Below are 19,088 nucleotides of genomic sequence, written 5' to 3' on the forward strand. Positions count from 1 at the left end.
CCGCTGGCAAGGCTGCCGCCCCGCGCCCCGCCCGGCCGGCCGAGCTGCTGCTGACGCCCAAGGCCGCTGGCAGCACCACCTTGATGGTCTGGCCCAGCCAGGGCGAACCGCAGACCTGGAGCGTTGTGGTCAGCGGCCCGCGCCTGCTGCTGGAGCGCCGCCTGCAGTCCCTGCCCGAGCACGCGCGCGCCTCGGCAGAGCTGGCGGCCACTGCGCCCAAAGGCACGCCCTTGACCGACCGCGCCCAGGTGGAAGTGCGCAGCAATACCGTGCAGGTGGATGTGCAGGTGGTGGAGTTCAAGAAATCGGCCATGCGGCGCGCGGGCGTGCAGCTCAACAGCGGCGGCGCCAATGACCATGGCTTCCAGTTCGGCGTCTACACCCCGGGCAGCAATGGCAGCAGCAGTGGCTCGTCGAGTGGCAGCAGTGGCAACGGCAGCGGTACCGACGGGGGCACCTCAGCCATTGCCAGCGCGATGAACCTGGTGCTTGGCTTTGGCCGGCCTTCAGCGGCCGGGGCATTACCGCGCAGCTGGGTTTTCTCGAAGGCAATGGCCTGGCGCGCGTGCTCGCTAAGCCCACCTTGGTGGCCCACAGCGGCCAGACCGCAAGCTTTCTGGCCGGTGGCGAGATCCCGATCCCGTGCCCAGCGGCGGCAGCAACAATATCTCCATCCAGTACAAGGAGTTTGGCGTCAAGCTGCAGCTGACGCCGACCATCCTGTCCAACGAACGCATCGCCCTCAAGGTGGCGCCCGAGGCCAGCGACCTGGACTACACCCAGGGCGTGACGATCAATGACATCTCGGTGCCTGCGCTGCGCACCCGCCGTGCCGACACCTTTGTCGAGCTGGCCGATGGCGAGAGCTTTGTCATTGGCGGACTGGTCAGCCGCTCGACCCTGTCCAATGTCAACAAGGTGCCACTGCTTGGCGACCTGCCCATCCTGGGCACCTTCTTCAAGAACCTCAACTACTCGCAGGAAGAGACCGAGCTGGTGATCATCGTCACGCCCCGCCTGGTGCAGCCACTGCCCGCCGGCACCAACCTGGAGGCACTGCTGCCCGGCGCGCAGCAGGAGCTGCCCAATGCGGGCCGCGTCTGGGCACCGTATGCCGTGGGCGCGCCCTATGCCGACTCGCCCTGCCCGGCTTTTCGTACTGATGCCATGAACAAGGACTCGCTCGCCCCCCACAGCGCAGGCTCCGCGCCCGAGAGCCCCTCGCTGGCTGACCTGCTTACCCCCAGGCCCGGGCAGGCCCGGCCTGCGCCGGCCGATGCCAGCGAGCGCCCGGCCCTGCGCGCCGTACCACCTTCGCTGACCCCAGTGCCTGCCACCGCCAACCCCGCAGGCGACAGCCCTGCCACCGTGCCGCTGCTGCTGGTCCAGGCGCCCGCCCCACAGGGCGCGCTGGCGCTGGTCTGGATGCAGCGGCTGCTGGGCGGTGCCCAGCCCCATATCGCCCCCAGCCTGTATACGGTGGCCGAGCAAGTGCAGCAGCTGCAGCCCCAGGCCGTGCTGGTGCAGTTTGACAGCGCCAATGTCGATGCTGCGACTGCGCTGGTCGCCCAGCTGCAACAGGCCTTTCCGCATATCCCGCGCCTGGCGATTGGCCATGCGCAAGACGCCCCATGCCTGCTGGCAGCATTGCGCGCCGGCGTGCAGGATTTTCTGGATCTGGACGCACCGCTGGACCCGGCCCAGCGCGTGGTGAGCCAGTTACTGGCCCGCCCTGCGGCCGTGGACCAGCGCCGCGCCGATGCCGCGCCTATCACCGCACTGCTCTCGGCCCGGGCCGGCTTGGGCTGCAGCCTGCTGGCATCGCACCTGGCCTGGCATCTGCAAGAGGGCCTGAGCCCTGCGCGCAGCGGCAAGGCTGCTGTGCCTGCCAGCCAGGCAGCCGATGCGCAGAGCTTGCATGCCTTGCTGCTGGACATGGGCGCCTCGGGCGGAGATTGCGCCATCTACCTCAACACGCCGGGCGAGTTCAGCCTGGCCGATGCGCTCAGCCAGCAGCGGCGCTTGGACAAGCGCATGGCGGCCAGCGCGCTGTCGCGACACCCCAGCGGCCTGCGGCTGCTGACCATGCCCCGCCATGCCGCGCTGCCAGCGGCCGGAGAGATCGACGCGCTGGTCCAGCGCCTGGGCCAGTATTTTGAGCACCTGGTGCTGGACCTGGGCGCCGACACGCCCTTGCCGGTGATGGCCGAGGTGCTGCCCCAGGCCAGCCAGATCTGGCTGGTCTGCGACCAGAGCGTGGCCAGTGTGGTCTGGACTGCCGAGCTCCTGCAGCAACTGCAGGCCATCGGCATTGCGCCCGAGCGCATCGAGCTGATCGTGAACCGCCATGACAGCCGGCTGGAGCTGGCGGCCAGCCACATGGCGGCGCAGTTGCAACTGCCCTTGCTTGGCAGCATTCCGAGCGCCGCCGGCCACTGATGCAGGAGGTCAACCGGGGCCTGCTGCTGCAGGCGCAGCGCCGCAGCGAGCCCTATGTGAAGGCGGTCGGCCAGCTGGCCGACCAGCTGCTGGCCGCGCACCATCCACAGCGTGTGGGCCACCGCAGCGGCGCGGTCGGTCCCTTGCAACACCTTCTCCAGCGCCTGCGCGGACACTGAAAACCACCATGACGACCACGGACTACACCACCTCCGCCGCCGCTGCCAGCGAGAACCTGCAGCATGCCCAGCTGCTTGCCGATCTCAAGAACCATGCCTATGAGCACCTGCTCAGCCGCATCGAGGAGCTGGGGGCGGAGTTTGGCCGCTGGTCCCAGGCGGCGATTGCGCAGTTTGTGAAGCTCGAGCTCGACAGTTTTATCCGCCTGCACGCGGTGCCCGTCAATGAGCAGGAAGCCCGCCAGGTGGCCGAGGCGCTCAGCCGTGAGCTCACCGGCCTGGGCCCGCTGCAGCCGCTCCTGGAAGATGCGCGCGTCGAGGACATCCTCATCAATGGCTACCGCGACATCTATGTCTCGCGCGGCGGCATGCTCGAGCGCGAGGCCTCGCACTTCAAGGACGACGAGCATGTGCTGCGCATTGTGCGGCGCATTCTGGCGCCGCTGGGCCGGCGGCTCGATGAATCCAGCCCCATGGTCGATGCCCGTCTGCCGATGGCGGTCGTATCAATGTGATCATCGGCCCGCTGGCTATCGACGGCCCCACGGTCTCGATCCGCAAGTTCCGCAAGGACCCACTCACACCCAAAGACCTGGTCGAGCTGGGCAGCTTCAGCGAAGACATCTGCCGCATTCTGGAGATGGCCGTCAAGGCACGCTGCAACATCCTGGTGAGCGGCGGCACCAGCTCGGGCAAGACCTCCCTACTCAACGCCCTGGCCAGCTTTATCCCGAGCAACGAGCGCATTGTGACCATCGAGGACACCGCCGAGCTGGCCCTGAACCACAGCCATGTGGTGCGGCTGGAGAGCCGCCCGGGCAGCTTCGATGGCTCGGGCCATGTGAGCATCCGCGACCTGCTGGTCAACAGCCTGCGCATGCGGCCCGACCGCATCATCGTTGGCGAAGTGCGCAGCGGCGAAGTGCTGGAGCTGCTGCAGGCGATGAACACCGGCCACGATGGCTCGATGGGCACCATCCATGCCAGCTCGCCGCGCGAATGCCTCTACCGCGCCGAGATGCTGGCCGGCTTTGCCGGCTTTCAGGGCAGCGAAGTGAGCCTGCGCCGCCAGATTGCCAATGCGGTGGACTTTATCGTGCAGATCGGCCGCCTCTCCAACGGCCGCCGGCGCCTGCTGTCACTGACCGAGGTGACCGGCATGACCGACAACATGATCTCCACCCAGGAGCTCTACCGCTACGAGGCCCAGACCGGCCCCGACGGCCAGGAACAGGACCAGTGGGTCTCCATGGGCATCTCGCCGCATTCGCCCAAATTGCTGGCCTGGTGGCGGGGCCAGCAGCAGGCAGGCAGCAGCGGAGGACCACGATGAACCTTCACCCCGCCGTCCTGGTCATCGCCGCCCTCGCCTGCGCGCTGCTGGCCCTGGCGCTGTGGTTGTTCTCCCGTGCGCGCCAGCAGCAGGCCCGGCAATCGATTGCCGGCCATATGCAGCGCAGCCGCGATATCCAGCGCGATCTGCTGGCCCCTTCTGCCGCCGCACCGATGCCCGGCATGGCAGCCGACCCCAGAGCTTCTGCAGCCTTGCCTGCTGCACTCACGCCCTCGGCCTCAGCGCGGCAATGGCTGTATGACCATCTGGGCTATGGCGCCTGGGGCATCAGCCCGCGCGGCCTGGTCATGATCACCGGACTCGGGCTGTTACTCGCGTTTCTGGTGGCACTGCAAGCAGGTGCTTTGCTGGGTCTGATGGTGCTGGCCGTCTATGCGCTGCTGACCTGGTTTGGCATCTGGCACCGGGTGAGCAAGCGCCGCGCCAAGATGCTCTCGCTGCTGCCGGGCTTTCTGGACAATATGGTGCGGCTGATCTCCATCGGAAACTCGCCCCATGCCGCCTTCCAGTTTGCCAGCGGCAATGTGCCCGAGCCGCTGGGCAGTGCCTTGCAGCATGTCAATGCGTCCCTGAGCGTCTCGCCCGATCTGGGCCAGGCGATGACACAGCTGGAGCGTACCTGGAAACTGGCCGAGTTCGGGCTGCTCGCTGCCGTCTTCCGCATGAGCACGCGCTACGGCGGCCGGGTGGACCAGGTGCTCGAACGTGTGTCCGCCTATATCCGCGACCGCCAATCGGCCGAGCGCGAGCTCCATTCCCTCTCGACCGAGGTGCGTCTTTCAGCCTGGATCCTGGCCTTGCTGCCCATCATCGTGGGCAGCTTGATCATGCTGCTCAACCAGGGCTACTTCCTGCGGCTGTGGCAAGACGGTACCGGCCAAAAAATGATCTTTATCGCAGCAGGCCTTGAGGTGTTTGGCTCCTTTCTGCTGTACCGGCTGGCACGCCTGAAATAAGGAGTCCGACTGATGTCTCGACCCACATTCCTGAACGACAGTCGTTATTCGCGTCCTCCAGAGCCTGTTTGCTGCACGGAGGATTGCCGATGACCAGCGATCAACTGTGGATTGCCAGCCTGGTGCTGGCTGCGCTGGGGCTGCTGATGCTCGCAGGCAGGCTGCTGCTGCGCCAGCACCGCAGCGAACGCACCGAGTTGCGCGTCGCGCAGCTGCTGCGGCAGCGCGAGGCGACAGCTGCGGTGATTCAGCCCTTCCCCATACCCGGGCTGCAAGCGCTGCCAAGCTCCGCATCGCAAAGCGAGCAAGAGGCGGCCCAGCAGATGATCGATCGTCTCAAGCCGCCTGCCTGGTTGGACACCGGACTGGCCAAGGCCTTGTTTGCGGACGAGGACCGCAAGCTCATGGAGCAGGCAGGCATCGAAATGGCACGTGGCGCCTTCACATTTGTCACCAGCCGCATCTTGCTGTGCCTGGCCCTGCCTGTGTTGGCGCTGCTAATTTTCGAGCCACAGGGCACCACCGCCGTGTTCCAAGGCTTTGTAGCTTTCAGTCTGGGCCTGATGCTGCCCAAGTGGATTTTGCGCTCCAAGGCAACGACACGCCGCAAGCAAGTCGTCGAAGAACTACCCCTGTTTGTTGACCTGCTGCGCCTGCTGCAGGGCGTGGGCCTGAGCATTGACCAGAGCCTGCATATTCTGGCCTCTGAGTTTGGCAGTGTGCTGCGCGTGCTGAGCGCCGAGCTGGGCCTGGCCAACCGGCTCTACAGCTCGGGCGCACGCGTGAGCAGTCGCTGCAGCGCCTGGCGATGCTGGGCGCGGACGACGACATGAGTGCCGTGGTCAATCTGCTGGTGCAGGTGGACCGGCATGGCGGCGCCGTGCAGGAGCCGCTGCGTGAGTTCAGCCTGCGCCTGCGAGAAAAGCGCCAGGCCAATTTCAAGGAAAAGATCGGCACGATCACGGTCAAGATGACCGGCGTGATGGTGCTGACCTTGCTGCCCGCCTTGATCGTGATTACGGCAGGGCCTGGCTTTACCGCGGTGATCCGCTCACTGTCGGCGATAGGAGGGAAATAACTATGCGCCATCACCTCAGCAACACCCGAACAAGGTCGATGCCGCTGCTGGCCTTGGCCGCTGCGCTGCTGACCGGCTGCGCCTCCAAGGGCCCGCAAGGCTATGGCGCCGCCGAACAAAGCACGGCAGCGCAAGCCCAGCAGCAAATGGAAAAGGCCGCGCAGCTGACCCAGATCGATCCGCAGCAGACTTATCTGAACCTGATTCGCCAGATGCAGCAGGCCAACCAGTGGTATGCGTCGCTGGCGCACACGCAGGCCTTTGAGCGCCAGTACGGCAGCCAGCCGCAGATCCGGCTGATGCGCGCCGATGCGCTGCGCAATACCGGCCAGGGCCCATTGGCCGAGCAAGGCTACCAGGCCCTGCTGGCCGACCCCGACAGCAGCACCGTGGCCCGTGCGCGGCGCGGCCTGGGCCTGCTGTATGCCAGCCAGGCCCAGTACCCCAACGCCATTGCGCAGCTGGAGATGGCGCGCCAGATCAACCCCATCGATGCCGATGTGCTGAGCGACCTGGCCTACGCCCATATGCTGGACGGACAGACCGAGGCCGCCCATCTGCCAGTGTTGCAGGCGGCGCAGCTGGCCCCGGGCAATGCCCGGGTGCAGCTGAACCTGGCCCTGTACCTGATGGCCAGCGACCAGAAGGCACAGGCCTCGCAGTTGCTGCAGCGCCTGAGCCAGCCCGCGGCCAAGAATGTGCCCGCGCTGATCGACGCGAACTCGATGCAGACCTTGCAGGCCCAGCTGCAGACCGTGCAGACCGCCATGCGCCGGCGCAACGGGGCGAGCTGCCAGCGCCAGCACCGGCTGCTGCGGGGCCCTTGGTGGACGGCGCAGCACTTGCGGCCAGCCCGCTTCCAGCTGCGGCTGCAGCCCCAATCGCAGCGCCGGCTGCAACGCCATCCGCAGGACCTGCTGCCGGCCCTGTGCCTGCCGTGCCCACGGCATTACGCGGTGCAGCCGCTGGCAACGACAGCCCACACATCACCGATACCCCGGCACGCCCCATCGCGCCTTAGCACCACCAGGAGTAACCTATGTCTCAGTCTCTTTCTCTCCCCACCTGGCGTTCCGTGCTGCTGGGCCTTGCTGCTTGTGCGGGGTTCTCGGTCACCACCGTGCGTGCCGAATCCAGCCGCGCCGTGGCATCGGTCGAAGCCGAGGTGCCCAGCCTGGAGATGACACGGCAAGCACCTGTCGTGGATATCCCCGAGCGCGCCTCGCCCGCCACGCAGCCCTATATCCCGCTCGCCACGGAGAACAGCAATCCTTCGCTGGAGAACCCCGTCATCTGGCGCAGCCGCCCGATCATCATCGGCAACGCCACAGAGCGCCTGCTGGCCATGCAGACCGCATCGCCCGGCGTACACCCCCGCACCATTGATGGCGAGCAGGCCAGCCGCAGCTACCAGCGCTACCTCAAGAGCTTTGAGACCAAGATCCCCGAGCGCTTTGAGACCGGCATGGATGTGAAGCAGTAACACTGGCCGCCCAGGAGCCCGCCATGCGCCCGCACCCCACCCCGTTCATGCACCACTGCAGGCATTCGCGCCAGCAGCGCGGCGTGTATGCGCTGGAGTGGGCGATCATCTTCCCGGTGTTTTTTGTGCTGCTCTATGGCATCGTCTGCTATGGCCTTACCTTCCTGGTACGCCAGTCCATGCAGTACGCGGTCGAAGAAGGCGCCCGGGCGGCGCTGCGCTACCCCAGCTCCACGATCATTGGCAGCAACCCGCCCACCTGGGCCTTCCGCAGCTTGCAGGCGCGCCGCACCACGGCGAATGCGCTCAGCTGGCTGCCCGCCGAGCTGCGGCCCGCCGAAGGCGATATTGACTTCACCCTTTGCCACCTGGCAGACACCACCTGCAACCAGGACACTGCGCTCAATCCGGCGCTCGACTGCAATATCGAGACCCCCTGCCTGGTGCTGGTCAGCTACCGCATTGCCAACTACCGCCAGGGCGCGATTGCGCCGGCGATCCCTGGGCTGGGTCTCGTACTGCCGGCCAGCCTGCAGGCCCAGGCCAGCTTGTTGGTGGACAGGAGGATGCTATGAAGCACTGCTGCACCAGCCGCCGCGCGGGCGTACTGGGACCACAGCGTGGCGTCGCGGCCATCGAGTTCGCGCTGATTGCGGTCTTCATGATCGTCATGCTGCTGGGCCTTACCGTGTACTGGCGGGCATTCCAGGCGCAGCAGTCGCTCACGCGGGCAGCAGGGGATGGCGCGCGCGCCATTTTGGGCGTGCTGGCAGCGGGGGTCAGCGACCCCTGCCACCCCACGCAGGCCGCAGCCAACCGCGCCACCATCCAGCTGCGGGTGCTGCAATCGGTGCGCTCCAGCCTGGAGCGCAGTGACGTTCCCGGCACGGTGGCCGACCAGCTCACCGTCAGCCCCATCCAGTGGCAAGCGGCCTGCCCCAGCACGGGCACCGGCAGCGCCAGCTTTGAGCTGCGCTACCAGCTCGCGCCGCTGTTTGGTACGCAGGGCCTGTGGGTCACCGAGCCCCGGCAGCTCTATGAAAAAAGCGTGGTGCACTTTGCATCGCTGCTGTAAGGAGGATCTGCACCATGTCCGCCTGTAGCCCCCCATCCCCCCAACGCGCCCTGCCCATGGCCCAGCGCGGTGCCGTGCTAGTGCAGTTTGCGCTGCTCGCCGCGGTGCTGGTCACCTTGCTGGGCACCGTGCAGATTGGCTATATGTACTACGCCAAACGCGATCTGCAGCGCATCGCCGATGTGGCCGCGCTCGAAGCGGTCAATGCCATCACCTATGGCAACCCGGCCACCTGCGGGCTCGGCCAGGCGGCAGCCAACCAAAGCGCGACCACCCAGCTGCGCCTGTCGCTGGACAATGAGCAGCGCCGCATCGACTGCGGCCACTGGGACAGCAGCAAGGCCGATGCACTGCGCTTTGGCCTGGGCAGCAGCCCGATGAACGCGGTGCGCGTGCAGCTGCAAGGCGAGGTGCTGCAGCTGCTGCCCTTTGTGGGCTCGCGCCTGGTGGCAGCGGCTGCGACCGCCGCCAAGGACAGCGAGCCGGTGGCCGCGTTCTCGATCGGCTCGCAGCTGCTGCGCTTCAACAACAACGGCCTGCTGGGCCGCATCACCGCGCTGGTGGGGCTGGATATCCAGCGGCTCACCATCCTCGACAAGGACGGCATCGCCAATGCCAAGATCACGCCCTCGGGCCTGCTCAAGGTGCTGGGCCTGCCCATTGGCGTCAACGACCTGGCCCTGCTCACCCCCAATGACCTGGCCAATGTGAATGCCTCGGTGATCGACCTGATCGACGCGGCAATCAATGCCGGCAGCGACAGCCTGCTCAATGCCGGCGTCGACATTGCTGCGCTGGTCGATCTGCGCGCCTACCTGGCGGCCTTTCAGCTTGCAACATCAAACTGCCACTGGGCGGTGACAAGGGCCTGCTGGCCGTGATCTCCGCAGGGGGCGCTGCCTCGCCCATCGGCGCGGGGCTCGATGCCGCCATCGGCCTGGGCGATCTGGTGCGCACCCACCTGGTCGCTGCCAACGGCACCAACAGCGTGGCGCTGGGCCTGGGGCTGCCGGGCATTCTGGACGCCAACCTCACCGTGGTGGAGCCACCGCGCAATGCCATCGGCCCGGCCAATGGCCAGACCAAGGCACGCAGCGCCCAGGTGCGACTGACCGTCAACATTGGTGAGCAAAAGAATGTGAGCACGCCCGGCCTGCTGACCGCACTGCTGGGCAACCTGCTGGGTATCCGCGTGCACATCCCCATTCAGGTCGATCTGGTGCGCAGCACCGGCACGCTCGAAGCCATCCAGTGCACACCAGCCCGCAATGACCGGCGGGCCAATATCTCCGTGCGCTCGGCGATTGGTGATGTCTGCATCGGCCAGTTGAATGCCAATGGCATCTGCCAAAAGACCGAGCTGGTGGACCTGAACCTGTTGAACCTGCTGGGCGGTCTGCGCGTGCAAAGCAAGCTGTCCACATCGCTGCTGCAAGGCGCCAGCTACACATCGCCGCCCAATGCCCAGGCCTGCCCCTACAACAGCAGCAATGTGGACGAATGCCTGGTGGGCATGCAGGTGGACGTGGAGCGCTCCAGCGGCCCCAATGGGCTGCGCCTGGGCACGACGGTCAGCAATCTGTTGAAGCAGGTGCCCGCGTTGGTGGGCGATGTGCAGAACGCCGAGTACTACGGCGTGCTGGGCGGCCTGCTCGGGGGGCTGCTGGGCGGCTTGCTCGGCGGCCTCAATGCGCTGCTCAATGTGGTGGTCACGGTGGTCAGCGCCCTGCTTGCACCTCTGCTCAACACCATTGGCAGCGCACTGGACCTGCTGCTGCAGGGCCTGGGCATCGAGCTGGGCCGCGCCAGCGTGGATTTGCTGGGCATCCAATGCGATACCGCCCAGATCGTGCAATGAAGACAGGAGTGAGCGCAGCGACATGAAGAACCGAGGGAATAGAACGTGAATCAGAACGATTTGGTCATCTACGTCTGGAAGGCCAAGCGGACATTGCAGAGCGGGTGGAGCGCTGCATGGTCAACTTGGATGTGGACGTGGTGCGCGCCGATGGCCTGAACCTGTCCCCCGTGGTGGCGCAGGGGGGCAACGCCATTGCCGTGGTGAGTGTGTCGGTGCTGGAAGGTGCGCGCTTTACGCGCCAGGGGATCGAGGGCAATTTTGGCGGCATGCCGTGCTGTGGGTCAGCGCCAAGCCGCGTGGCGAAGGGCCGGGCACCTATGCCACCGAGTACTCCCATGTGCTGCCCTTTGACTTTACCGGCGCCGAGCTGCGCGCGATGCTGGTGCGCATTGTGCGGCGCCTGCAAAGCACCAAGCACAAGCAGCCGCGGGGCGACGACATCATCGCCGAGGCCGAGTGCATGCTGGCCCTGCTGCGCGATGTGGACACCTTTGCCGACTGCGAGCACAGCGTGCTGATCTTTGGCGAGACGGGCACCGGCAAGGAACGCGTGGCCGAACGCCTGCATGAGCGCAACACGCACTACGGCCAGGGGCCCTTTGTCGTGGTCAACTGCGGCGCGATCCCCGACGGCCTCTTTGAGTCGCTGTTCTTTGGCCATGCCAAGGCTCGTTCACCGGTGCGGTGACGGCGCACAAGGGCTTTTTCGAGCAGGCCAACGGCGGTACCCTGTTTCTCGACGAGATCGCCGATCTGCCGCTCTACCAGCAGGTCAAGCTGCTGCGCGTGCTCGAAGAGCGCACGGTCACCCGGCTGGGCGCCACATCGCCGGTGGCGCTGGATTTTCGCCTGGTGGCGGCCACCAACAAATCACTGCGCGAGCTGGTGCATGCCGGGCGCTTCCGCGCCGATTTGTTCTTTCGCCTGGCGGTGATCGAGCTGCAGATGCCCAGCCTCGAAGAGCGGGGCGAGGCCGACAAGCTGGCCATCTTCAACAGCATCTTGCGCAAGGTGGTGGGCGAGGAGATGATGGAGCGCCTGGGTGGGCCGCCGATGTTCATTCTCGACGCGATTGCGCAGATGTACTTTCCCGGCAATGTGCGCGAGCTGCGCAATCTGGCAGAGCGCATTGGCGTGGCCGCCCGCCAGACCCAGGACTGGCATGCCGGCGGCGCCACCGATCGCCTGCTGCTGCAGGCCCAGAGCCTGTCGGCGGCGACCTTTCCGCTGGAGTCCCATGCGGCCGGACCGCTGCTGGCCGAGCGCGGCAACTGGGACCAGGAAGAGCGCAACCGCATCATCGAAGCGCTGCACGCCAACAGCTGGAAGCGCCAGAACACCGCCCAGCAGATGGGCATCAGCCGCAAGGTGCTGTGGGAGAAGATGCGCAAATACCAGATCTCGGACGGCGAGCCGCTCGTGCCCCTGGCACCGGCCGCCGCGCAGCCCAATGACCACCTGCCCCTGTGACCCTTGACGCCGAGCCCTTGCCGACCATGACAGACAAACCCCTGATCGTTTTTGTAGGCGCGGTCTACCCGAGCCAGTACAGCCTGCTGTGCAGCCACCTGCGTGCCCAGGGCATCGCAGATGCCTGGTTCATGACCACGCCCGGCCACAAGGCCAACCATGAAAAGCACTGCGACCACCTGCTGTCCTTCCAGCCCGACGGCCTGATCGTCGGCCCCCAGAGCTACTACTACTCGGACAAGGTCGAGCGCTCGGCGCGCATCTGCCGGGGCGTGCTCAAGGCGCTGAAGACTTTGAAGCCGCTCAGGCCGCAAGATCGATGTGGTGGTGGCCCATTCGCTCTGGGGTGCGCCCAACTGGCTCTATGGCGAGCTAGACGCCGCCATCATCAGCTATATCGAGTTCCCCAGCTACCTGGCCCATGGCTGGGATGCCGCCTACCCGCCGGACCAGCCCAGCGCCTGGGTGACCGCAACACCGAGATGCTGAGCTTCCACCAGGTGCTGTGCAGCGACCTGACCATCGTACCCAGCGCCTATGCGCGCTCGATGTTCCCGCCGATGCTGCAGGACCGGATTGCGGTGCAGTTCGAGGGCTTTGATATCCAGCCGCCGCTGCGGGATTTTGGTGCTGCCGGGGATGCAGCGGACGATATCCAAAAGCCTTTCACGATTGCGTTCTCGGCGCGCGATCTCTCGAGCGCCAAGGGTTTTGAGACCTATATCCGGCTGGTGGACCGCATGGTGCGCGAAGGCGATGGCCAGAACACCCGCTTTATCGCCATCGGTGATGCCAAGGCCTCCACCTATGGCTATGAGCAGCAATGGGTGGAGCGGCGCTATGGCGGCAAGGTGGAAAGCTTTCGCGACCACCTGCTCAAGGTCTACCCCGCCGCCGATGTGATCGAGTTCCCCGGCCACCTGCCCTATGCGCAGTTCTCGGCGCTGCTGGCTGAGGTCGATCTTTTCCTCTACCCGCTGCGCTATGGCGTGGCCAACTGGGGGCTGATGGAGATCCTGGCGCGCGGGGGCTGCGTGATTGGCTCCAACTGGGGCTTTGCGCCCGAGCTGATTGCCCATAACGTCAACGGCCTTTTGCTGCCCGACAACGACGACGACTGGATCGAGGCGATACGGCAGCTGCGCAAGGACCCGGCCCGGCGCCAGCGCTATGCCCAGGCTGCGCTGGAGACCGGCAAGGCCTACCACATCGCCAAGGTGGCGCCCCGCTTTATGGCGCTGTTTGAGCGGGCCATGGCCAACCGCAAGGCGCAGCTGGTGGCACCGCGCTGATACCAGCGCTGTTGTTTACACCGCTTGCTTCCAACGCGCAAAGCCCTGCGCGCGCAACGCACAGGCGGGGCATTCGCCGCAGCCATAGCCCCAGTCATGGCGCTCGCTGCGGTCGCCCTGGTAGCAGGTGTGGGTGTCTTCCTGCACCAGCGCGGTCAAGGCGTCGCCACCCAGGTCCTGCGCCAGCTGCCAGGTCGCAGCCTTGTCGATCCACATCAGGGGGGTCTCTACCACCAACTGGCGGCCCAGGCCCAGGCTGAGCGCCACCTGCATGGCCTTCATCGTGTTGTCGCGGCAGTCGGGGTAGCCGGAGAAATCGGTCTCGCACATGCCGCCGACCAGCACCGTGCACTGGCGGCGGTAGGCCACGGCAGAGGCGAGGGTCAGGAACACCAGGTTGCGCGCCGGCACAAAGGTATTGGGCAGGCCATCGGCTGGTAGGCCAGTGCGGCATCACGGGTCAGCGCCGTGTCGCTGATCTGGCCGAGCACATCGATGTTCAGCAGGTGGTCCTCCCCCAGCTTTGCCGCCCACTGCGGGAACTGCGCGCGCAGGTTGTCCAGCACGGTGCTGCGGCATTCCAGCTCCACCCGGTGGTTCTGGCCGTAGTCAAAGCCAATCGTTTCGACCTGGGCATAACGGCTCAAAGCCCAAGCCAGGCAGACGGTGGAATCCTGTCCACCCGAAAAAAGTACCAGCGCCTTAGCGTCTTGCATGCTGCGCTTCTCCATCCATCAAAAATCTAAAACCAGGCTTGTACTAGCAATGGCCGCTGGCCTAGCTGCGCTCACCCCAGGCCGTGCTGGCATCGGTCAGCGCATCGCTGCGCGTGGCCGAGAGTATCGCGTCGAGCAGGCCGGGAAAGCGGGCATCGAGGTCTTCGCGCCGCAGCGACAGCAGGTTCTCGCGCCCGGCAGGGCGCTGCCAGATCACGCCGCTGCTGCGCAGCACGCGCCAGTGGTGCGTCATCGTCGATTTGGTCTGGTCGCGCAAAAGCGCCGTGCAGCTGCGCTCCTGGCCATCGGCCAGCACACGCACTACCGCCAGGCGCGTGGGGTTGCCCAGGGCGGTAAGCACGTTTTCCAAATGGATCTGCGCAGCTTCAGGGTGGTGAGGAATCATCCGGGGTCCATGCGCCAAAGAGGCGCGCATCGGCTGCAACAGCCGGGTCATTGCCAAAGGGCGACATTCTGCCTGGGTCTGCAGCACTGGCAGCACGATAGCCAGTATTGTCCCCAATCGGGCAATACCCATGATGACAGTACGATTGTCTTCGTACTATTACCATCACTCTTTTCTGGCCCTGTGCGGTGCTGTCTTGAAGGCGCCGGATGTCGCAAAGTGGGAGCGCACAGGGCTGTAACACGCAGCTGAATCCGGCTGAAAAACCGACCCAAGAGGTCAACATGGCCCGCCATACCCCCATAGAACGCTATCGCAACATCGGCATCTCTGCGCACATCGATGCCGGAAAAAACCACGACGACCGAGCGCATCCTGTTCTATACCGGGGTGAGCCACAAGCTGGGCGAGGTGCATGATGGCGCCGCCACGATGGACTGGATGGCCAGAGCAAGAGCGCGGCATCACGATCACCTCGGCAGCGACAACAGCCTTCTGGTCGGGCATGGAACGCAACTTCCCACCGCACCGCATCAACATCATCGACACCCCGGTCACGTGGACTTCACGATCGAGGTCGAGCGCTCGATGCGCGTGCTCGACGGCGCCGTCATGGTCTATGACTCGGTGGGCGCGTGCAGCCGCAGTCCGAAACCGTCTGGCGCCAGGCCAACAAGTACAAGGTGCCACGGCTGGCCTTTGTCAACAAGATGGACCGCATTGGTGCGGACTTCTTCCGCGTGCGCCAGATGATGGTGGACCGCCTGAAGGCCAACCCTGTGCCCATCGTGATCCCGATTGGTGCCGAGGCCGAGTTCTCCGGCGTGATCGACCTGATCAAGATGAAGGCCATCATCTGGGACGAGGCCTCGCAGGGCATGCAGTTCGAGTACCGGGACATCCCCGCCGAGCTGCAGGCCTCTGCGCAGGAATGGCGTACCCAGATGGTGGAAGCGGCTGCCGAAGCGAGCGAAGCGCTGACCGACAAGTACCTGAGCGATGGTGACCTGCCTGAGGCCGACATCATTGCGGGCTTGCGCCTGCGCACAATTGCCACCGAGATCCAGCCCATGCTGTGCGGCTCGGCCTTAAGAACAAGGGTGTGCAGCGCTTGCTGGACGCCGTGGTCGAGCTCATGCCTTCGCCACTGGATGTGCCTGCGGTGACTGGCCACAGCGAAGACGAGAACGACAGCACGGTGCTCACGCGCCGCGCTGACGATGGCGAGAAGTTCTCTGCCCTCGCCTTCAAGCTGATGACCGATCCCTTTGTGGGCCAGCTGACCTTTGTGCGTGTCTACTCGGGCGTGCTCAGCAAGGGTGACCTGGTCTACAACCCGATCCGGGGCCGCAAGGAGCGCATTGGCCGCATCGTGCAGATGCATGCAATGAGCGCCAGGAAATCGACGAGATCCGCGCCGGCGACATTGCCGCCTGTGTGGGCCTCAAGGAGGTGACCACCGGTGAGACCTTGAGCGACCCGAGCGCGCCCATCATTCTGGAGCGCATGTCCTTCCCTGAGCCCGTCATTGCGCAAGCGATCGAGCCCAAGACCAAGGCCGACCAGGAGAAGATGGGCATTGCCCTGTCGCGCCTGCCGCCGAGGATCCGTCGTTCCGTGTGCGCACCGATGAGGAATCGGCCAGACCATCATCGCCGGCATGGGCGAGCTGCATCTGGAGATCATCGTGGACCGCATGAAGCGGGAGTTCAATGTGGAAGCCAATGTGGGCAAGCCCCAGGTGGCCTACCGCGAGACCATCCGCAACACGGTCAAGGATGTGGACGGCAAGTTTGTGCGCCAGTCGGGCGGCAAGGGCCAGTATGGCCATGTGGTCTTCACGCTGGAGCCGATGGCGTCCGGCGAAGGCTTTGCGTTTGTTGACGAGATCAAGGGCGGCGTGGTGCCGCGCGAGTACATCCCGGCCGTGGAGAAGGGGGTGCGCGAGGCGCTGGCGAGCGGCGTGCTGGCCGGCTACCCGGGGGTGGATGTGCGCGTGCGCCTCACTTTTGGTTCGTACCACGATGTGGACTCGTCCGAGCAGGCCTTCAAGATGGCGGCCATCTTCGGCTTCAAGGAAGGCATGAAGAAGGCCAACCCGGTCATCCTGGAGCCGATGATGGCCGTCGAGGTCGAAACGCCCGAGGACTATGCCGGCACGGTGATGGGCGACCTGTCATCGCGCCGGGGCATGGTGCAGGGCATGGACGACATCGCCGGTGGCGGCAAGAGCATCAAGGCCGAGGTCCCCTTGTCCGAGATGTTTGGCTATGCCACGCAGCTGCGCTCGATGACGCAGGGCCGCGCCACCTACACGATGGAGTTCAAGCGCTACACCGAAGCGCCTGCCCATGTGGTGGCCGGCATTGCAACCCGCTCCAACCGCTAAGCGACCAGAGATGCCAGCTGCTGCTGGCTGAACCCAGGCCCACCGCCCACCAGGCGGTGGGCCTGTTTTTTGTACGCTGTCCGCATGCACTCGCGCAAGTGCCCGGCCAGATGGCTGGGCTGCCTTACCTTTCGGCTCCACCCAATGCGCCACTAATTCACATCTACAAAGCGCTCTGCCAGCCAGTCAATAAACACCCGCAGCCGTGCCGAAGGCTGGCGGCTGTAGGGGTGCAGCACCGAGACCGGCATCGACGGCGGGGGTACATCAGGCAGAACCTCCAGCAGTTCGCCCTCTTGCAGCGCCTGCGCAATGCGGTAGCGCGGCACCTGTACCATCCCCAAGCCCGCCATGGCTGCGCCGGTGTACAGATCGGCGCCGTTGACGGTGATGCTGGGCTTGAGGCGCCGTTCCACCACCTGCTTGCCCACGCAAAACTCCAGCGCCACCGGCCGGCCCGTGGCGCTGGAGACATAGGCCACAGCGGCATGCTGGGACAGGTCATCGAGTGACTGCGGCAGGCCGTGGCGCTGGGCATAGGCCCCGCTGACGACCGTCACCTGGCGCAGCGACGCCACCTGGCGCCCGATCAGCGACGAGCTTTGCAGGCTGCCGGCCCGCAGCACGCAGTCCACCCCTTCGCGCACCAGGTCCACCAGCCGGTCGTCCTCCGCCATGTGCAGCTGTACCTCGGGGTACTGGTCCGCAAACGCGCCCAGATGGGGCATCACAAAAAAGCGCGCCAAGGTGCCCTGCAGGTTGACCCGCAGCAAGCCCTGCGGTGGCGCGTGGCGAAAGGCGCTCTCGGCCTCCTGCAGATCGGCCAGCAGCCGGGTGCAGCGGCGGTAGTAGTCCTCGCCTTCGGCCGTCAGCCGAACCTGGCGCGTGGTGCGGTCCAGCAGGCGCGCGCCCACCCGCGCTTCCAGCCGCTGGACCAGGTTGGTCACCGTGGCACGCGGAATCTGCAGATCGTCCGACGCCTGCGCAAAGCTGCTGCGGTCAGCCACCCGCACAAATACCTGCATTTCCTGAAAGCGGTCCATCGCAACAACGCCAACCCAATGCGGCGCAGATTATTAAAGTAAACCGAATTATAAAATTCAAATCAGCACAATGATCTTTTGAATGGAATAGTGAAAAATCCAGCCATTCGATCAACGACAGGAAAGCAGACATGACCAAGCCCACATCCATTGCCCTGATCACCGGCGCATCGCGCGGAATCGGTGCCAACATTGCCCGCCGCCTGGCCCAGGACGGCCACGCCATCGCCATCAACTACGCCAACAACGCGCAAGAGGCCGAAGCACTGGCCCAAGCGCTGGTGCAAGAAGGTGGCCAGGCGATGGCCATCCGTGCCGATATCTCGCAGGCTGACCAAGTCCAGGTGATGTTCAGCACCGTCGAGCAGCAACTGGGCCAGATTGATGTGCTCGTCAACAACGCCGGTGTGCTCGCCACCAGCACCCTGGCTGAGACCAGCGACGCGCTGTTTGCCAAGACCTTTGCGATCAACACCCAGGGCGTGTTCAACACGCTGCGCGAAGCGGCCACACGCCTCAACGCAGGCGGGCGCATCATCAACCTCTCGACCACCGCACTGGCGCTGAACCTGCCCGGCTACGCGATCTACAACGGCAGCAAGGCCGCCGTCGAGGCCTTTACCCGCGTGTTCGCCAAGGAGCTGCGCGGCCGCCAGATCACCGTCAACGCGGTCGCTCCCGCCCGGTCGCCACCGAGCTGTTCTTTACCGGCAAGAGCGAGGCGCAAATTGAGCACTTTGCCAAGATGCCACCGCTGGAGCGCCTGGGCGAGCCCGAGGACATCGCGGCGGTGGTCGCCTTTTTGGCCAGCAAGGAGTCGGGCTGGATCAACGGGCAGGTGCTGCGTGCCAATGGCGGCATTGCTTAAACCGCCGCCCCACCCGGCAAGACACCCGGGTTGAGGCGCCTGGCCTCACCACTCCGCCACACTGCCATCGGCATGGCGCCATACCGGGTTGCGCCAGCGGTGGCCCTCCTTGGCGCGCTCGGCCACATAGGCCTCGTTCACCTCGATGCCCAGGCCGGGGCCGCCGGGCATCGCGACATAGCCGTCCTGGTAGTCAAAGGCATCGCGGTTGTGTACATAGTCGAGCAGGTCATTGCCCTGGTTGTAGTGGATGCCCAGGCTTTGCTCCTGGATGAAGGCGTTGTAGCAGACTGCATCGATCTGCAGGTTGGCGGCCAGCGCAATCGGGCCCAGCGGGCAATGCAGGGCCACCGCCACATCGTAGGCTTCGGCCATCGCGGCGATCTTGCAGGTCTCGGTGATGCCGCCGGCATGCGACGGATCGGGCTGGATGATGTCGACACCGCCCTGCGCAAACACGCGCTTGAAATCCCAGCGCG

21 protein-coding genes and 5 pseudogenes are annotated in these 19,088 nt (G+C 65.5%); 22 read left to right on the forward strand and 4 right to left on the reverse strand.

Features of this window, described 5'->3' with window-relative positions; all coding sequences use genetic code 11:
- The 16 genes and pseudogenes from ACFODQ_RS05435 to ACFODQ_RS05510 form a co-directional block, all read left to right on the forward strand.
- On the forward strand, window positions 1-800 hold an 800-nt coding region (locus ACFODQ_RS05435), incomplete at its 5' end, for a pilus assembly protein N-terminal domain-containing protein (RefSeq protein ID WP_377015574.1).
- Window positions 706-2,439: a pilus assembly protein CpaE gene (locus tag ACFODQ_RS05440; protein WP_377015612.1), complete on the forward strand. Its 1,734-nt coding sequence runs from the start codon at window positions 706-708 to the stop codon at window positions 2,437-2,439. The genes ACFODQ_RS05435 and ACFODQ_RS05440, both read left to right, overlap by 95 nt.
- On the forward strand, window positions 2,439-2,618 hold the full coding sequence (locus tag ACFODQ_RS05445) for a hypothetical protein (protein ID WP_377015576.1): 180 nt from the start codon (window positions 2,439-2,441) through the stop codon (window positions 2,616-2,618). Before ACFODQ_RS05440 ends, ACFODQ_RS05445 begins: the two co-directional genes overlap by 1 nt.
- Before the next feature lie 8 nt (window positions 2,619-2,626).
- A pseudogene (locus ACFODQ_RS05450) lies at window positions 2,627-3,951 on the forward strand (CpaF family protein).
- Window positions 3,948-4,928 carry a type II secretion system F family protein gene (locus ACFODQ_RS05455; RefSeq protein ID WP_377015578.1) on the forward strand — a complete coding sequence of 327 codons (981 nt, stop codon included), beginning with the start codon at window positions 3,948-3,950 and terminating at the stop codon, window positions 4,926-4,928. Before ACFODQ_RS05450 ends, ACFODQ_RS05455 begins: the two are co-directional and overlap by 4 nt.
- An 89-nt stretch (window positions 4,929-5,017) precedes the next feature.
- Complete coding sequence (locus ACFODQ_RS05460) at window positions 5,018-5,761, forward strand: hypothetical protein (RefSeq protein ID WP_377015580.1); 744 nt, start codon at window positions 5,018-5,020, stop codon at window positions 5,759-5,761.
- The gene (locus ACFODQ_RS05465) at window positions 5,737-6,006 is read left to right on the forward strand and encodes a hypothetical protein (protein WP_377015582.1); all 270 of its coding nucleotides are present in this window, start codon (window positions 5,737-5,739) and stop codon (window positions 6,004-6,006) included. Before ACFODQ_RS05460 ends, ACFODQ_RS05465 begins: the two co-directional genes overlap by 25 nt.
- 2 nt (window positions 6,007-6,008) lie before the next feature.
- Window positions 6,009-7,190 carry a tetratricopeptide repeat protein gene (locus tag ACFODQ_RS05470; RefSeq protein WP_377015584.1) on the forward strand — a complete coding sequence of 394 codons (1,182 nt, stop codon included), beginning with the start codon at window positions 6,009-6,011 and terminating at the stop codon, window positions 7,188-7,190.
- Window positions 7,151-7,489: a DUF3613 domain-containing protein gene (locus ACFODQ_RS05475; RefSeq protein ID WP_377015586.1), complete on the forward strand. Its 339-nt coding sequence runs from the start codon at window positions 7,151-7,153 to the stop codon at window positions 7,487-7,489. The genes ACFODQ_RS05470 and ACFODQ_RS05475 overlap by 40 nt, the downstream gene beginning before the upstream one ends.
- Before the next feature lie 23 nt (window positions 7,490-7,512).
- Window positions 7,513-8,064: a TadE/TadG family type IV pilus assembly protein gene (locus ACFODQ_RS05480; protein WP_377015588.1), complete on the forward strand. Its 552-nt coding sequence runs from the start codon at window positions 7,513-7,515 to the stop codon at window positions 8,062-8,064.
- Complete coding sequence (locus tag ACFODQ_RS05485) at window positions 8,061-8,564, forward strand: TadE/TadG family type IV pilus assembly protein (protein WP_377015590.1); 504 nt, start codon at window positions 8,061-8,063, stop codon at window positions 8,562-8,564. The genes ACFODQ_RS05480 and ACFODQ_RS05485 overlap by 4 nt, the downstream gene beginning before the upstream one ends.
- A 56-nt stretch (window positions 8,565-8,620) precedes the next feature.
- Window positions 8,621-9,445: a TadG family pilus assembly protein gene (locus ACFODQ_RS05490; RefSeq protein ID WP_377015592.1), complete on the forward strand. Its 825-nt coding sequence runs from the start codon at window positions 8,621-8,623 to the stop codon at window positions 9,443-9,445.
- Window positions 9,442-10,422, forward strand: coding sequence for a hypothetical protein (locus ACFODQ_RS05495; protein WP_377015594.1), 981 nt, complete (start codon window positions 9,442-9,444; stop codon window positions 10,420-10,422). The genes ACFODQ_RS05490 and ACFODQ_RS05495 overlap by 4 nt, the downstream gene beginning before the upstream one ends.
- Window positions 10,423-10,467: 45 nt before the next feature.
- Window positions 10,468-11,895: pseudogene (locus ACFODQ_RS05500) on the forward strand (sigma 54-interacting transcriptional regulator).
- A 327-nt stretch (window positions 11,896-12,222) separates the two neighbouring features.
- Window positions 12,223-12,384, forward strand: a complete 162-nt coding sequence (locus tag ACFODQ_RS05505) for a hypothetical protein (protein ID WP_377015596.1) — start codon at window positions 12,223-12,225, stop codon at window positions 12,382-12,384.
- Window positions 12,378-13,187: a glycosyltransferase gene (locus ACFODQ_RS05510; RefSeq protein ID WP_377015598.1), complete on the forward strand. Its 810-nt coding sequence runs from the start codon at window positions 12,378-12,380 to the stop codon at window positions 13,185-13,187. Before ACFODQ_RS05505 ends, ACFODQ_RS05510 begins: the two co-directional genes overlap by 7 nt.
- A gap of 15 nt (window positions 13,188-13,202) precedes the next feature.
- Here the strand turns inward: ACFODQ_RS05510 and queC are convergent.
- Together queC and ACFODQ_RS05520 are read right to left on the reverse strand one after the other, a co-directional pair.
- Window positions 13,203-13,903, reverse strand: a pseudogene (gene queC, locus ACFODQ_RS05515) (7-cyano-7-deazaguanine synthase QueC).
- A 61-nt stretch (window positions 13,904-13,964) separates the two neighbouring features.
- A complete protein-coding gene (locus ACFODQ_RS05520) occupies window positions 13,965-14,309 on the reverse strand; it encodes a helix-turn-helix transcriptional regulator (protein ID WP_133858464.1) in 345 nt (114 codons plus the stop codon).
- Window positions 14,310-14,651: 342 nt separating this feature from the next.
- Here ACFODQ_RS05520 and ACFODQ_RS05525 point away from each other — a divergent pair, with 342 nt between their 5' ends.
- The 5 genes and pseudogenes from ACFODQ_RS05525 to ACFODQ_RS05545 all read left to right on the forward strand — a co-directional run bounded on the left by ACFODQ_RS05525 (window position 14,652) and on the right by ACFODQ_RS05545 (window position 16,698).
- A complete protein-coding gene (locus ACFODQ_RS05525; RefSeq protein ID WP_377015600.1) occupies window positions 14,652-15,062 on the forward strand; it encodes a GTP-binding protein in 411 nt (136 codons plus the stop codon).
- Window positions 14,993-15,475, forward strand: coding sequence for a hypothetical protein (locus tag ACFODQ_RS05530; protein ID WP_377015602.1), 483 nt, complete (start codon window positions 14,993-14,995; stop codon window positions 15,473-15,475). The genes ACFODQ_RS05525 and ACFODQ_RS05530 overlap by 70 nt, the downstream gene beginning before the upstream one ends.
- On the forward strand, window positions 15,463-15,765 hold the full coding sequence (locus ACFODQ_RS05535; protein ID WP_377015604.1) for an EF-Tu/IF-2/RF-3 family GTPase: 303 nt from the start codon (window positions 15,463-15,465) through the stop codon (window positions 15,763-15,765). The genes ACFODQ_RS05530 and ACFODQ_RS05535 overlap by 13 nt, the downstream gene beginning before the upstream one ends.
- Window positions 15,766-15,815: 50 nt before the next feature.
- Window positions 15,816-15,866: pseudogene (locus ACFODQ_RS05540) on the forward strand (hypothetical protein); the annotation flags it as partial.
- Window positions 15,867-15,969: 103 nt separating this feature from the next.
- Window positions 15,970-16,698 carry a hypothetical protein gene (locus tag ACFODQ_RS05545; RefSeq protein WP_377015606.1) on the forward strand — a complete coding sequence of 243 codons (729 nt, stop codon included), beginning with the start codon at window positions 15,970-15,972 and terminating at the stop codon, window positions 16,696-16,698.
- 152 nt (window positions 16,699-16,850) lie between these two features.
- On the opposite strand, the gene ACFODQ_RS05550 is transcribed toward ACFODQ_RS05545, so the two are convergent.
- Complete coding sequence (locus ACFODQ_RS05550; protein WP_377015608.1) at window positions 16,851-17,741, reverse strand: LysR family transcriptional regulator; 891 nt, start codon at window positions 17,739-17,741, stop codon at window positions 16,851-16,853.
- 131 nt (window positions 17,742-17,872) lie between these two features.
- Between ACFODQ_RS05550 and ACFODQ_RS05555 the strand changes: the two are divergent.
- Window positions 17,873-18,609 (forward strand): annotated as a pseudogene (locus tag ACFODQ_RS05555) (SDR family oxidoreductase).
- Window positions 18,610-18,654: 45 nt separating this feature from the next.
- On the opposite strand, the gene ACFODQ_RS05560 reads toward ACFODQ_RS05555, so the two are convergent.
- Window positions 18,655-19,088, reverse strand: a 434-nt coding sequence (locus ACFODQ_RS05560) for an enolase C-terminal domain-like protein (RefSeq protein WP_377015610.1), incomplete at its 5' end; no start/stop codon positions are given.

It is taken from the genome of Comamonas sp. JC664 (assembly GCF_042647185.1).